Raw genomic sequence first — 14,117 nt, forward strand, 5'->3', positions numbered from 1 at the left:
GAGCGCCTGCCTTACAAGCAGGATGTCGGCAGTTCGATCCTGTCATCGTCCACCACAGAAAAAGGCGGACTTCTTCGGAAGTTCGTCTTTTATTTATTTTCTAAACTTTTTGTTTTCTATTGGCTAAGACTCTAAGATATGATACCATACAAGAGAGTATTATACGTCTAGTAGGAGGAAAATTAATGTCTGCCTATATTCCATATTTAGTAATAGTTGGAGTCATTTTTGTATTCTTTATTATTTGCTACTTTGTTTTTAGAGAATCACCGAAGAAGCAAGCTCGGGCGAAAGAGGCGGGGCATGTAACGGCGGTAGCTAATTCAGATTATTATAAACGACGTCGTCCTGCTACCATGAGTGATGGTGATGCCCCGGCAACCGAACGGATTGCTGGACATCATGAGCCAGTAAGTCATGGTGAAGATCGACCTGAAGCAGTTCATAATCAGGCGTCGCCTATGGGGCGTCATCCTAAGCATGCCACTAGCCAAACTAGTGAGCCTATGGTGGGGCGCGAAGTAGAGCATTTTGAGCCTATCCCTTCAGCTAAACAGGAAGTGCCTACTACCGTGTCATCAGCGGTAAGTAATTCCTTGGCGGTAACTAAGCTTGATGAGGTGGAACCAGAGCGTTCTATCGATATGACACAACCTATGATTAAAGGCTGGGGCTGTGATTCTGCAGTTGATCCTGTAGATAATGAAGTAACTCGTCGTATTGAACGGGTAGAAGCACCTAGCGAAGAGGTGGCATTAGATGCCACTCGTGTTATGCCGCGCATCGATGCATTCAAAGATTTAGGCCCTAACGTGGCTACTGTATCTGGACAAGGCGGCTTGATTAATGATTCAGAAGGTGTATCTGATTTAATTGATTTTGGGACGAAACATTTTATTGCGTCCTTTGGTATTTTAAATGATGAAACTAAAGATTTAGTTCGTCAAATTACAGCCGAAGCTCTTGATCGCTTAGGCATTACAGCGCGTGATGAGCTTAAAGCATTGCTAGAAAATATTGTAGTACAAGAAGCTTTATTTGGGATGCAAAAGGCCTATGTTACATCGCCCTTGCCTTGGATGAGAGAGACTGCTATTATGGCCTTTATGGATGTAGTACAAGAGCCTAAATCGAGTACGCCTTATTTGTTGGCATTTGATGCATTGCGCATTTTGCCGCATTTGCATTTAGGGCATTTCCAAATCATGGCCTTAGCTTTGTTGTTGCAATATTCCCGTAATTCGAATAATTACAATTTAGAGCATTTTAGACATTATGTGGAAAAATATATTGAGCCATTTTTATCAGACTTGCCAAGAGAAGAGTTCATGTATCGTCAACTCGATTATTTGCGCTGTTGTGCACAGGAGCCAGAACGCACTACTTTAGGAGCCATTTTCTCTAATTCGTATCCACTAGTCTTTAACTATGAAGGCTTTAGTCGTGAGGAATTAGAACGGGCCTTACAAGGTACGGCACTGGAAGGGCGCTTTGTGGTGAAAAGTTTAATGAGCAATCGCTTAAAGTTGGCCGTTGCTGATGAAGGCTTGATGCCGCGTTATTTCCGCACCGCTGGTATTACTGATGGGGATGTGCAAAATCGCTTGATGCAATTAGTGCATAGTCGTCCTATTGGCTTTAAGAAAAATGAATTCCAACAAGTTATGGAAACAATTTCGCCATTATTGCCAAAATTGGCTGATGTATATGATTCTATGCCAATTAGCTCGATGAGTTTAACCTTGCTTGGCTTATATTTAGGTAAAGCCCATGTTAAAATCACAATTGGTGAAGATTTCGATTTAACCCCATGGTACTAATTGTAATTAGTACCATAGTTAGTGAAGCACTTGTAGTAAGTCAAACCGTAGTAGGATAAAATCACAATAAAAAGCCACTCCCTTAGGGAGTGGCTTTTTTATTTATCGAAATATAGATTAAAAAAGAGTAAAGCGCGCATTAAGCAAATCAAGCGCATCGAGCAAATCAAGCGTATCGAACAAATCAAGCGCATCAAACAAATCAAACGAATCAAACGAATCAAAGGTATTAATGCATATTAAAACGTATTAAAGCATATTAAAGTATATTTAAAATAAAGGATCCTAAAGATACATTAAAGCGTATTAAAAAGTATCTAACAAGGCGTTTATAATACTTTATAAATGCTACTTAAAAGGCATATTCCTGAATGGTGTCTAAGTCTAAGAGGCGTATGCTTTTCCCATTCATTTCGATGAGTTTCTCGTCTTGTAAGCGGCCTAGCTCACGGCTCAATGATGTGCGTGATACATTGAGGACATCGGCCATTTCCTGACGATTGTGAGGGATGGTAAGAGGGTTTTGCTGTTGTCTTTGGTAAAGATCATTTAAATAAGCAAAAATGCGCTCGCGCATACCTTTGAGTGAAAGGTAGTGTACTTTTCGCGTTAAGGCTAAGGCTTTTTCTGACATATCATGAAGGAGATTGGTCAAAATTTGTATTTGATAGGCACCGCCATGATTAAAGGTAGACGAAAAGGCTGAACGAGGTACGAATAGCACCTTACTGTCTTTAGTTGTTTCGATGGTAGCTGGCCAGTTAGGCAGGTCAGTGAATAAGAGGGCTTCCCCAAACATAGCAGAGGGCGTTACGTCTGTCATAATAGTGCGTTGACCTAAGACATTTTCGCGCGTCAAATGCGCTTTCCCTTCTAGTAAAACACCAATACCTTCCATAGGTTCGCCTGTAATGGCTATGAAACTATTTTTCTTACAAGTTTTTATATATAAGTCTGGTTCGCTGAGGAATTGACGTAAGTCGTCTTCGTTGAGATTTTTAAACAAAGGACTATTTAATAAAATGGGCAAATGCTCGTTAATTGTTGCTTCAGTTAAAGCCATGGGTACCTCCTATTCGTTTTTTAGTTTGATTATAACTGATGTCGAGTTCGGGTGTAGGATTGTGTCGAATTCGGCTATATAAAATCAAAAGATTGTAAATAAAAAATAAAATTTTAATAAACCAATAAAGATGTTGCCGAGGCTACATCTTTTTATTTTTTAGTATACTACAATTTAAGCATAGTCACAAACGAAGTCGGAGGCGCTCTAGTTTTGTATAGCTTTGCGCTGTTAATGTATTCCGGTTAGGTGATATTTAAAAAGGATGTAATATTTTATTATAGGATTCTTTCCTGCTAAGGAGTAGGAGAGGTGGTTTCGGGTAGTCCCGAAGAAGGAGGATATTATGAGTATGTTCTGTTTCCAATGTGAACAATCAGCAAATCCAGGTGGTTGTACAGTTCAAGGCGTGTGTGGTAAAACTGCGCCAGTTGCAAATAAGCAAGATGAATTGACAGCGGCCTTGATTGGTCTTGCTCGTGCTTGTGATGCTAAAGGGGCCAGTGCTAAAGAGTATCAATTGCTTAAACAAGGTTTGTTCATGTGTGTAACAAATGTTAACTTTGATGAAGAACGCGTACAGGAATTCATCAATCGTGTTGAAGATGCTCGTAAAGCTCTTGATGCTTCTGCTGTTGATTTTGACTGGGAATCTCTTTGGGTAGGTCAAGAAGATATTATTTCCTTGCGCTCCACTTTACTTCTTGGTATGCGCGGTATGGCCGCATATGCTTGGCATGCTTCTGTGCTTGGTTATGATGATGCAGAAGTAGATGCTTGGTTTGTAAAAGGCTTAGTAGAATTTGCTAAAGATCACGGTGCAGAAGAATGGTTAGCACTTCTTATGGAATTTGGTCATGTAAATTTAAAATGTATGGCCTTGCTAGATGCAGCTAATACTGAAAGTTATGGTACACCAGTGCCAACTAAAGTGCCTTTGACAGTAGAACCAGGTCCTTTCATTGTAGTAACGGGTCATGATTTACATGATTTAAAAATGTTATTAGAACAATCTGAAGGTAAAGGCGTTAATATTTACACACATGGTGAAATGTTACCATGCCATGCATATCCAGAACTTAAAAAATATGCTCATTTAAAAGGTAATTTTGGTACAGCTTGGCAAAACCAACAAAATGAATTTGATGGTGTGCCAGGGGCATTCTTATTCACTACAAATTGCTTAATGCCACCTCGTAAAACATATGAAGACAACATTTTCACTACTGACATGGTAGGGTTCCCAGGGTTGAAACATGTGGATACTAAGGCTGATGGCACAAAAGATTTTACTGCTGTAATTGAAAAAGCACTTGAACTTGGTGGCTACAAAGAAGCACAGCATTTCACAGGCATCAATGGTGGTCATGAAGTAACAACTGGTTTTGGTCATGGCACAGTACTTAGCATTGCCGATAAAGTAATCGATGCAGTTAAAGCTGGTGCGATTAAACACTTCTTCTTAGTAGGTGGTTGTGACGGTGCTAAAGTAGGCCGTAACTACTACACTGAATTCGTAAAACAAACGCCGAAAGATACAGTGGTTCTTACGTTAGCTTGTGGTAAATATCGTTTTAATGACCTTGAAATCGGCGAAATCGGTGGTATTCCTCGTATGCTTGATGTGGGGCAATGTAATGATGCGTACTCTGCTATTCAAGTGGCCATTGCTCTTGCTGGGGCTTTTGAATGTGATGTAAATGATTTACCATTAACATTAGTTCTTTCTTGGTACGAACAAAAAGCGGTTTGTATCTTGTTAACATTATTAGCGCTTGGTATTCGCAATATCTACATTGGACCAACATTGCCTAAATTCTTATCTAGCAATGTACTCAATATTTTAGTAGAAAAATTCCAATTACACCCAATCACAACACCAGAAGCTGATATGAAAGCTATTTTAGGTGAACAAAACCAAAAATAAATATGTAATACTATAAAAAGGCCTCCCGCGTTTTGTCGGGAGGCTCTTTTGTTTGCTTTGATTTGAATTTTTAGATGTTTTTTCGGTTTTGTTTTATATAGCTATTTTGAATATAGGCAGTCTTTTTTTGCATGTTAAGATGACTTTTTGATTTGTCTATCTATAAAAATCATAGCACATGTCTACCCAACAAATACAAAGCGTGGTATAATAAAAATTAAGTTATATCGGTAAAAATAAATGTTTTGGACCCTGTGAATGGGCACTGACAATAGGTGAATGTGTTTTATGGGAGGACGTCATGAGCAGCATTTTTGATATCATTGGTCCTGTTATGATAGGACCATCTAGCTCGCACACGGCAGGCGCAGCCCGTTTGGGCAAGATGGCTCGTTATATTTTTAAAGGCGAGCCAAAAAAAGTAAGTTTAACTTTGTTTGGATCATTTGCAAAAACCTATAAAGGTCATGGCACTGACCGCGCCTTAATTGGTGGGTTGCTGGGCTTTGATGCAGAAGATGAACGCATTCGTGAAGCTTTTAAAGAAGCTTGTGAAGCAGGTCTTAAATATGAGTTTGTAGAATCTCCTGTCGATGGCGGTCATCCTAATGAAGTGCGATTTGATTTATATGGAGATAATCGTCATCACATGGTCATTGTAGGTCGATCCTTAGGGGGCGGTCGCATTATGATTACGTCTATTAACTCTCTAGAAGTTGAAATTACCGGTGATGATTATACTATTTTGACCTTTCACCATGATCGGCCTGGCGTAATTGCAGGGGTAACGGCGTTACTAGGTGATGCAGCGGTGAATATATCGTCTATGCGCGTATTTAGAAAGCGTAAAAATTGTGATGCTGTTATGCTTATAAATACGGACTCCCCTGTAGATGAAGCGGTTATTTCTGAAATTCAGCAGGGCAAGGATATTGAATCGGTTATGTATTTTGAGCCTTTAGAGAAAGCGGTGAACCCATGAGTTATTTATACGATTCTATTGCCGACTTGGCTCGGTTAAGTGACACTCATAAGCTTCCTTTGTGGGAGATTGTATTGCGCGCTGAAATGGAGACTACTGGCGAGAGCCGTGAGGTTATAGTGGCTGAGTCTATGCGCCGCATCAATATTTTTAAAGATTCCGTTAAAAATGGTATTGTAGATCGTACGCGTACGGTTAGTGGCATGTCAGGTGGGCAAGCTACGATTTTAATGGAACATAAGCCTAAATTATTAAGTGAGTTAAGTTTTAAGGCTATGACTTATGCCATAGCGGTAAATGAAGCGAATGCTAAGATGTTCCGCATTGTAGCTTGTCCAACGGCAGGCTCTTGCGGGGTTATGCCTGGTTGTTTGGTTGCCACAGGCGAAGTCTATGATATGGATGATGAAGCCTATTTGCGCGGTTTTTTAGTTGGCGCAGGAATTGGTAATGTTATAACGAATCAGGCTTGTGTAGCTGGTGCCGTTGGAGGTTGTCAGGCCGAAGTAGGCTCCGCCGCAGCTATGGCAGCAGGCGCCGTAGTGGCCATGTTAGAAGGCTCTACAGAAGAAATTATTAATGCCGTGGCATTGTGCTTAAAAAATGTATTGGGCCTAGTTTGTGACCCTGTAGCGGGATTGGTGGAAGTGCCTTGTGTAAAGCGAAATGGTATTTATGCAGTGCATGCCATGAGTGCCGCTGAAATGGCCATGGCTGGCTTAATTAGTCAAATTCCTGTAGATGAAGTGATTGAAGCCATGGACCGTATTGGTCGGGCCTTGCCGAGCGCGTTGCGCGAAACCAGTGAAGGCGGCCTTGCTAAAACAGAAACAGGCAAGCGGATTGCGAAACAATTAGCTAATATGTAAGATTGCTCTTATAAGCCAATATATAGGAATGAAGCCATATGGCGAAAGCATGATAATAAAGTAAGCTCATATGCGCGAGAGATATATTGCTAATTCACCCTAGGAATAGAGACCTGGATTGAATTAGTAATATATCTTTTTTGTTTATATACCTAGGGCCATATGATATAATAATGTATTGAAATAAAATCCATTTTATAATGTCATTGGCCTTCTTATTGAGTGACATATAGGGAGGCCAAATTGTGAATGTATTTAGACTGAGGAGGTGAGATTATGAAGTGGTTTACAAAGAGTAATACAATGGTTACGTTGCCCACTGATTCTGTATGGCAGGGGGCAAAACGTATTCTGGAATTACTTCATCGTGCAGGCTTTGAGGCCTATGTAGTAGGTGGCGCCGTGCGGGATTTATTACTTCATAAACAACCTCACGATTATGATATTGTAACTAATGCTAAACCTGATGAGACAATGGCTGTAGTGGAGCAGGCGGGATTTACTACATCTGGCTTAGTAGGAAAATCCTTTGGCGTAGTTGTAGCTAAGGTGCCAGAAGGGGCTTATGAAATCGCTACCTATCGCAGTGAACGCTATGGAGCGGATAGTCATAGACCAGAAGAGGTCTTTTATGCAAAGACTTTAGAAGAGGATGTTATGCGCCGTGATTTTACTGTTAATGGTATGGCCCTAACTGTAGACGGTGTTCTTATCGATTATGTAGGTGGCGCTAAGGATATAAAAAATAAAGTATTGCGCACCATTGGGGAGGCGCAGGAACGGTTTTCAGAAGATGCGTTACGTCTCTTTAGAGCCTGTCGCTTCGTTGGGAAGCTTGGTTTTATGGCTCATGAAAGCTTAATTGATGGCATGGCGCCTAGCTTTGGGCGCGTACCGGGCTTATCCCTTGAGCGCGTAAAACAAGAAGTAGAAAACTTATTGCTCACTCCATATGCGGCAAAAGGTCTAGATGTATTGGTGCGTACCCATTTAAATGAATGTAATTGTTCCATACTTAAAAAAGGCGTCCGCAAGGAGATTGCTATTTTACCAGAATTGAGTCATTTAGTAGATTTGCCGCAGCAAAAAGAGTTTCATGCCTTTGATGGTTGGATTCATACTTTAGCCGTGGTAGACGCAACGCGCAGTGATTTGATTTTGCGTTGGGCGGCTCTGTTACATGATGTAGGCAAGGGTTTGCCTCATATTCGGGGATTTCATAATAATCGCATTACAGACCGTGGGCATGACCGTGAAGGGGCTCAAATAGCTATTGATTTACTTACACGCTGGCAGTATCCTAAGCAATTTGTAGAACGGGTAAGCTGGTTAGTGGAAAATCATATGAAATTTCACTATTTTGCTAATAATGAAGAGGCTGATCCGTGGAAATGGATGCGTAAGGAAGCGCGTAGTGGACATTTTAGAAAGCAAGAACAATTAAAGGAAGCGGTGTTGCAGATGGCTGAGGTTTGTGCCGCCGATGTGGTGGGTTGTGGCAAACCACATAGTTCAACGGATGGAACCTATGCTTTTGGTGATTGTCTAGCCCATATTAGTAAGGAAATGCCGGTACATACTAGGGATTTACATTACAATAGTGATTTGGTGAATATAACTAAGCCCCATACTGGGGACATATTACAGGCCTTGCTTATGAGGGTGCAAAATGGGCAACTTCCTAATGAGCCCCAAGCCTTATATGAAGCGGCGTTACATCGTTTAGAACGCATTAAAAAGCAGTTAGATTCTGCGGAGTCAAATATTTCAGAAGATAGTCAAGCTATGGAACATACAAGGAGTTAACAGGATCGATGAGAAAAAAGACTGTTAGATCATCACGAACTGAGTCTGCCACTATAAAAGCGAATATAGGATATTTAGGGCTAGCTCTCGTATTTTGCGTAGTAGTACTATTGGGGCGATTGGTGTGGCTACAGGTTATTGATCAAGCGTGGCTCGCCTCGTGGAATGCGGAGCAAGTGGAGTCAGATCGAAAGCTACAATCGCCGCGCGGTACGATTTTCGATCGCAATGGCAATCCTCTGGCTATGAGTATTGTGACTCGCTCTCTTTATGCAGACCCTAAGATGATTAAGAAAACACCAGAAGAAATTGCTGGTTTAATTGAACCTTATACAACAATTAAAAAAGAAGAAATTATAAAACGTTTAGAATCTGATACGGCCTTTGTGTGGCTTGATCGTATGATGGACCCAGATAAGTCTAAGGCTGTAGCAGAAGTGATTAAAGAAAATGAAATTGAAGGCCTTAACTTCGTCGAAGAAAGTAGACGTTTCTATCCGAATGGTCCTTTGTTGTCTCAAGTGCTAGGCTTTGTAGGCACTGATGATAAAGGATTAGATGGCTTGGAAATGCAACTTGATGATACTATTAAGGGCAGCATTACACAGGCACAAGTGGATACGGACCAACATGGCAATGCCATTTTTGGTTCGGTACTGACACAATTTATGCCTAATAAAGAAAAAAGTGTGACATTAACGATTGATACGACAGTCCAGTTTATTGCAGAACGAGCCCTCGATAAGGCCATGAATGAAACAAAAGCCAGTGGTGCTAGTATCATCATAATGGACCCTAAAACAGGCGAGATTTTGGCGATGGCGAATCGCCCCACCTATGATCCTAATCACTATGATAAGGGCAATGAAAGTTCTTTTAAAAATCGTGCCGTTGTAGATATTTATGAACCAGGCTCTACTTTTAAACCAATAATTGCCTCTGCTGCCTTGGCCTCTGGCAAATGGTCTACGGATACCGTGTTCAATGACCAAGGGTCTATTGTAGTTGATACGCATCGTATGCAGAACTGGAATGGTGAAGGATATGGCAATGTTAAATTGTTAGAAATCCTAAAATACTCTATTAATACGGGCATGGCAAAAATTGGCTTAACTACAGGGAAGAAAATTTTGCTCGATTATATTAAAGCCTTTGGTTTTGGTCAGCCAACGGGAATTGAGCTTCCTGGTGAAGGCAATGGCATTTTGTTCCAAGAAGAAGATATGTCTCAGCTGGACGTAGCGACTATGTCTATTGGGCAAGGGATTGCGGTTACACCACTTCAAATGGTGCGTGCTTTTGGTGCCATTGCTAATGATGGTAAAATGATGCTCCCTCATATTATTAAGTCTGTAAATAACCCAGATGGCAGTGTTGTATCTGTGACAGAGCCAAAAGAGTCAGGGGAACCAATTCCTAGCAATATTGCAAAGACTATTTTTGATATATTAGAAAAAGAAGTGTCTGAAGGGGGCGGCAATAAAGCGTCTGTAGATGGCTATCATTTTGCAGGGAAAACGGGGACAGCCCAAAAGCTGAATGTAGAAGCTGGTGGTTATTTAGACGGCCGCTATATTGCATCCTTTATTGGCATGGGCCCTGTTGAAGATCCGCGTTTTGTAGCCTTAGTTGTAATTGATGATCCAAATGGTGTGTTCTACGGTGGGCAAATTGCAGCGCCTGTATTTAAGGATATGATGAGTCAACTTGTTCGTTATTATCAGATATCCCCATCTGTTACAAAGGAACAAGATCTTAAAGCCACTGCGGATCAAAGACCAGTGAAGCCACCGGTTACTAAAAGTGATGAAGGATTGATTATTATGCCAAGCTTTACAGGCTGGACCACAGGGGAAGTACGTGATTGGCTCCATGAGGCTAATTTGCAGTTTATTCCTGATGGAACAGGTTATGCTGTGTCTCAAGATGAGCCGGCTGGCATGGAAGTAAATGAAGGCGCTCAGATTACAGTGCATTTTGTGCGATAAGTAAAAAAACTATTTGATTAGAGAGAGTCGGTTTAGTTTGGGAGGTACATATGTTAGAACTTAGAGGTAAAGCTGTAGCAGATGCTCATAAGGCCATTTTAAATGAAAAATTGGCTGCTTTGAAAGAAAAGGGAATTGTGCTGACCTTAGGAATTCTTTTGGTTGGCGATGATAAGGCGGCTCAAATGTATGCTCATTTTATGGAGAAGACGGCTAAGTCCGCAGGCTTTGATGTGGAGTTAGCTCATTTGCCTGAAACAGCTAGTTTTGAAGATGTGGCTGCCGTAGTAAAGCGCTGGAATGAAGCGGACCATGTATATGGCGTTTTACCTTTAATGCCTATGCCAAAACAGATTGATAGAGAGGCCCTATTAGATATACTAAGTCCAGCCAAAGATATTGATGGTCTTACGGCAAGCAATGTAGGTCTTGTAATGTGTGGTAAGGGCGGTTTTTGGCCCTGCACACCGCGGGCTTGTATGGCGATTTTAGACCATTATGATATACCAATTCATGGCAAGGATGTAGTAGTAGTGGGGCGCAGTCAAGTAATTGGTAAACCAATCGCCCTCATGCTGTTAGAGCGTCAGGCCACTGTTACAATTTGTCATTCGAAGACCGTTGACTTAGGGGATAAACTTCGTCGCGCTGATATTGTTATTGCCGCTGCAGGACGTGCTCATATGATTGATGGGTCTATGCTAAAACCAGGGGCCGTTGTAATTGATGTGGGAATTAATGAATTAGATGGCAAAACGGTAGGCGATGTGGATTATGAATCAGCAGCAGCTGTAGCAAGTGCTATTACGCCAGTGCCTGGTGGTGTTGGTTCGGTGACGACTACAATGTTATTAGAGAATATTTATGAGGCGTATCATGCACGAAATGTCGATTGCTGAGGGAATTGTTGATATTGCCTTGGATACATTAAAGCAAAATTCGGGAACTAAGATTCATGCAATTCAGCTTCGTTTAGGTCTCATGTCTGGTGTGGAGCCAGCGGCTTTAGAGTTTTGTTTTGAGTCTGTTACCAAGGGAACTCCTGCAGAGGGGGCTCGATTGGAGGTAGAAATAATTCCTCTTACCGGCCGCTGCTTAGACTGTGAACAGACCTTTCGTGTGGAAAATTACGTATTTAAATGTCCTCATTGTGGCAGCGTGGCCATTCACACTGAAACGGGCCGCGAGTTACAAGTAGCATCCATCGATATGGATTAATCGTTGTTGTAACTGGCTATGGTCCTTAGTAGTTAGCTCAGATTTGTCCTATCCGGTGATTTGAGTTGTGCTATGAGTAAGGTATTATTTGATTGAAGCTGTAATTTAGAAGAAATATGTGGAAGAGTAAGAGGTAGAATTGATGGAAGTAAAGGTAATGACAGATGTGCTGGCAAAGAATGATGCTCTGGCTCTTGATTTGCAGCGCCTATTTCAGGAAAAGAATATTTTTGTATTCAATTTATTGGGTTCTCCAGGGGCGGGCAAAACATCTTTATTAGAAGCAACGCTACAAAAACTTGCTGAAACATATAACATTGCCGTTATAGAAGGTGATTTATACACTGATAAAGATGCGGCACGCATTCATCGCTTAGGAATTCCCGTGCTTCAAATTAATACGGTAGGCGGTTGCCACCTTGATGCGGCCATGATTGAGCAAGCCTTAGGTGAGTTAGATTTAGATACACTCGATATGATTGTTATCGAAAATGTGGGGAATTTAGTATGTCCGGCGGAGTTTGCCATTGGTGAAGCCATGAAGGTAACCGTTTTATCTGTTACTGAAGGGGAAGATAAACCTTTAAAATATCCACTCATATTTAAAGAGTCTAAAGCCGTATTATTAAATAAAGTCGATCTGTTGCCTTATATTCCTTTTGATAAGGAGAAGGCTGTAGAAGATATAAAGAATCTAAATCCTACAGTACAGCTTTTTGAAGTGAGCTGTACAAAAGGAGATGGTCTCGAAGCCTGGACACAGTGGCTGGGACAGCAAATTGATGAAGTAAAGAAAGGAGCTTTATGAGTCAACATAAAAAGCTTATACCTATAGCTATTTTGGCAACAGTGTGGGCTTTAACAGGAAGTGCTACGACTAGTTCAGTACAGGCGGAAACTGGGGTTGTTGTGGCGAAGTCGGATGCGATTCAAATGAAGGCGCTTGATGCGGTCGACGGTGGTGCCAAAGAAATGATTACACCTATGGCAGAAGATGCTAAACCTACTATAAAAAGTTCTAACGCTGCAATAGAAGAACCTATACAAGACCTTACGGAAGGTCTCACACAAGGGCCAAAGCAAGGGCCTACGCCTACTATAGATGGTATGGATTGGCGCGCTGAAGAAGCGGCTGTGGCTAAAATGGAACAGCTCTTTGAAGCAGCTTTAGAAGTAAAGCAAATCGAAGCGGATAAGAAGGCTGTAGATTTAAATGCGGTGGGACGCAGTTATACGGCCAATACAATTGATGCACTGAAAACTACAGATTTTGTGGTAGGTCCATTTCAATTATCTAAGCCTATTAATGAGGCGGCCCTTAGTGATGATATGATGGCTCTATATAAAGCCTTAGGTGGTAGTACTGAAGGGCGCAGTAAAAGCGTATTCACTACCTACTCAGGGGAGGCTGGTTCCTACACTGTATATACGGGGCCTTTGCAAGTGAAGGAGCGCATTTTGCGCAATGAAGGGCTTGCTTATGATTTACCGAATGGGGCAGTGACTAATATTCATATTACTGGTGGGGATTTTGAAACAGATAGAAATGTTGCCATTGGCGCGAGCCGCGGCACGGTTTTGTTTGCTTATGGGGCACCGCAGGCTATATGGCGTGATACTAAAAAGAATTCCGTCTCCCTAGTATATGCAAAAGCAGTTGAAAAAAAAGAAAATAGCAAGCAGGATTTTGCGAGTACGGTGGCGAATTTAGGTAACAAGACAGTTTTAAATGAGCGATTAACAGAAACCGATACGAGTAGTGGTTATATAATATTCACGTTAGTGGACAATAAAGTGACTGCTATTGATTTTATGGAGGGACAAGTGCGTGCTAAGCTATCCCTGCCTAGTACGGAGTACAATCATTTTAAAGCCAATCAATTAAGCAGTCGTGACTTTGTACTCATGGGGTATGAAGTGAATGTACCGTTTGTGACAAATCCTGATGATTCGTGGCAACAACGAGGACTAATTTACGGCAGTGATTTCCTAAGTTATGATGATGTGTTAATTGGTTATGACCAAAGTCAGCTTATTTCTAGAGTTATGATTACTAAGAGTACGGCGGTTACAAGACGGGGCATTTCCATTGGAGACAGCAAGTATCTCTTACTGTATCTATATGGCATGCCTAGCACAATAGAAAGTGATACCGCTAAAAATGGTGATCAATTACAGATTTATACATATAAAAATCCCATGTCCATTCATAGCTATTTAATTTTTGTGATTGGTGAAAAAGATAATTTCATAAAGAGTGTTATGCTATCTGATCGACCTCATAAGGAATTAGAATTATAATTTCTGAGCGTCTATGATAGGGCAGGATAGACCCGTATGACAGGTGAATTTGCTGAAAATTAATTTGGGTATAACTTTTCATAGTAAAAAAGAAATAAATGCGGTATACTAGTACCCGTGTCCTTACATGGAGGATATTGCAC

Annotated in this window: 11 protein-coding genes; 10 read left to right on the forward strand and 1 reads right to left on the reverse strand. The window is 41.2% G+C overall.

What is annotated here, in order from left to right:
- The first annotated feature begins 185 nt into the window (after nucleotides 1–185).
- Nucleotides 186–1,820, forward strand: coding sequence for an LPO_1073/Vpar_1526 family protein (locus tag Q0376_RS04070; protein ID WP_298704365.1), 1,635 nt, complete (start codon nucleotides 186–188; stop codon nucleotides 1,818–1,820).
- A 352-nt stretch (nucleotides 1,821–2,172) separates the two neighbouring features.
- Here Q0376_RS04070 and Q0376_RS04075 read toward each other — a convergent pair whose 3' ends face one another.
- Entirely contained in the window at nucleotides 2,173–2,883 is a 711-nt protein-coding gene (locus Q0376_RS04075) for a Crp/Fnr family transcriptional regulator (RefSeq protein ID WP_298704367.1), read from the reverse strand.
- Between the two features lie 346 nt (nucleotides 2,884–3,229).
- Here Q0376_RS04075 and hcp point away from each other — a divergent pair, with 346 nt between their 5' ends.
- From hcp to Q0376_RS04120, 9 genes are all read left to right on the forward strand, one after another.
- Nucleotides 3,230–4,810 carry a hydroxylamine reductase gene (gene hcp / locus Q0376_RS04080; RefSeq protein ID WP_298704369.1) on the forward strand — a complete coding sequence of 527 codons (1,581 nt, stop codon included), beginning with the start codon at nucleotides 3,230–3,232 and terminating at the stop codon, nucleotides 4,808–4,810.
- 301 nt (nucleotides 4,811–5,111) lie between these two features.
- On the forward strand, nucleotides 5,112–5,792 hold the full coding sequence (gene sdaAB, locus Q0376_RS04085; RefSeq protein ID WP_298704371.1) for an L-serine ammonia-lyase, iron-sulfur-dependent subunit beta: 681 nt from the start codon (nucleotides 5,112–5,114) through the stop codon (nucleotides 5,790–5,792).
- On the forward strand, nucleotides 5,789–6,661 hold the full coding sequence (sdaAA, locus tag Q0376_RS04090) for an L-serine ammonia-lyase, iron-sulfur-dependent, subunit alpha (protein WP_298704373.1): 873 nt from the start codon (nucleotides 5,789–5,791) through the stop codon (nucleotides 6,659–6,661). The genes sdaAB and sdaAA overlap by 4 nt, the downstream gene beginning before the upstream one ends.
- A 276-nt stretch (nucleotides 6,662–6,937) precedes the next feature.
- Nucleotides 6,938–8,467 (forward strand): CCA tRNA nucleotidyltransferase, encoded by a 1,530-nt coding sequence (locus Q0376_RS04095; protein ID WP_298704375.1) that lies wholly within the window; start codon nucleotides 6,938–6,940, stop codon nucleotides 8,465–8,467.
- Nucleotides 8,468–8,475: 8 nt separating this feature from the next.
- Complete coding sequence (locus Q0376_RS04100) at nucleotides 8,476–10,455, forward strand: penicillin-binding transpeptidase domain-containing protein (RefSeq protein WP_298704377.1); 1,980 nt, start codon at nucleotides 8,476–8,478, stop codon at nucleotides 10,453–10,455.
- A 50-nt stretch (nucleotides 10,456–10,505) separates the two neighbouring features.
- A complete protein-coding gene (locus tag Q0376_RS04105) occupies nucleotides 10,506–11,354 on the forward strand; it encodes a bifunctional 5,10-methylenetetrahydrofolate dehydrogenase/5,10-methenyltetrahydrofolate cyclohydrolase (protein WP_298704379.1) in 849 nt (282 codons plus the stop codon).
- Entirely contained in the window at nucleotides 11,332–11,673 is a 342-nt protein-coding gene (gene hypA, locus Q0376_RS04110; protein ID WP_298704381.1) for a hydrogenase maturation nickel metallochaperone HypA, read from the forward strand. The genes Q0376_RS04105 and hypA overlap by 23 nt, the downstream gene beginning before the upstream one ends.
- 142 nt (nucleotides 11,674–11,815) lie before the next feature.
- A complete protein-coding gene (gene hypB, locus Q0376_RS04115) occupies nucleotides 11,816–12,481 on the forward strand; it encodes a hydrogenase nickel incorporation protein HypB (protein WP_298704383.1) in 666 nt (221 codons plus the stop codon).
- The gene (locus tag Q0376_RS04120) at nucleotides 12,478–13,974 is read left to right on the forward strand and encodes a hypothetical protein (protein WP_298704385.1); all 1,497 of its coding nucleotides are present in this window, start codon (nucleotides 12,478–12,480) and stop codon (nucleotides 13,972–13,974) included. The genes hypB and Q0376_RS04120 overlap by 4 nt, the downstream gene beginning before the upstream one ends.
- Nucleotides 13,975–14,117: the final 143 nt, after the last annotated feature.

This window comes from uncultured Veillonella sp., assembly GCF_937981445.1.
In the GTDB taxonomy this organism is placed as follows: Bacteria; Bacillota; Negativicutes; order Veillonellales; family Veillonellaceae; genus Veillonella_A.

Coding starts and splice junctions, on each gene's coding strand:
- hcp (WP_298704369.1), top strand. CDS start 3,230: ATGAGTATGTTCTGTTTCCAATGTGAACAATCAGCAAATCCAGGTGGT.
- hypB (WP_298704383.1), top strand. CDS start 11,816: ATGGAAGTAAAGGTAATGACAGATGTGCTGGCAAAGAATGATGCTCTG.
- Q0376_RS04070 (WP_298704365.1), top strand. CDS start 186: ATGTCTGCCTATATTCCATATTTAGTAATAGTTGGAGTCATTTTTGTA.
- Q0376_RS04095 (WP_298704375.1), top strand. CDS start 6,938: ATGAAGTGGTTTACAAAGAGTAATACAATGGTTACGTTGCCCACTGAT.
- Q0376_RS04075 (WP_298704367.1), bottom strand. CDS start 2,883: ATGGCTTTAACTGAAGCAACAATTAACGAGCATTTGCCCATTTTATTA.
- hypA (WP_298704381.1), top strand. CDS start 11,332: ATGCACGAAATGTCGATTGCTGAGGGAATTGTTGATATTGCCTTGGAT.
- Q0376_RS04120 (WP_298704385.1), top strand. CDS start 12,478: ATGAGTCAACATAAAAAGCTTATACCTATAGCTATTTTGGCAACAGTG.
- sdaAA (WP_298704373.1), top strand. CDS start 5,789: ATGAGTTATTTATACGATTCTATTGCCGACTTGGCTCGGTTAAGTGAC.
- sdaAB (WP_298704371.1), top strand. CDS start 5,112: ATGAGCAGCATTTTTGATATCATTGGTCCTGTTATGATAGGACCATCT.
- Q0376_RS04100 (WP_298704377.1), top strand. CDS start 8,476: ATGAGAAAAAAGACTGTTAGATCATCACGAACTGAGTCTGCCACTATA.
- Q0376_RS04105 (WP_298704379.1), top strand. CDS start 10,506: ATGTTAGAACTTAGAGGTAAAGCTGTAGCAGATGCTCATAAGGCCATT.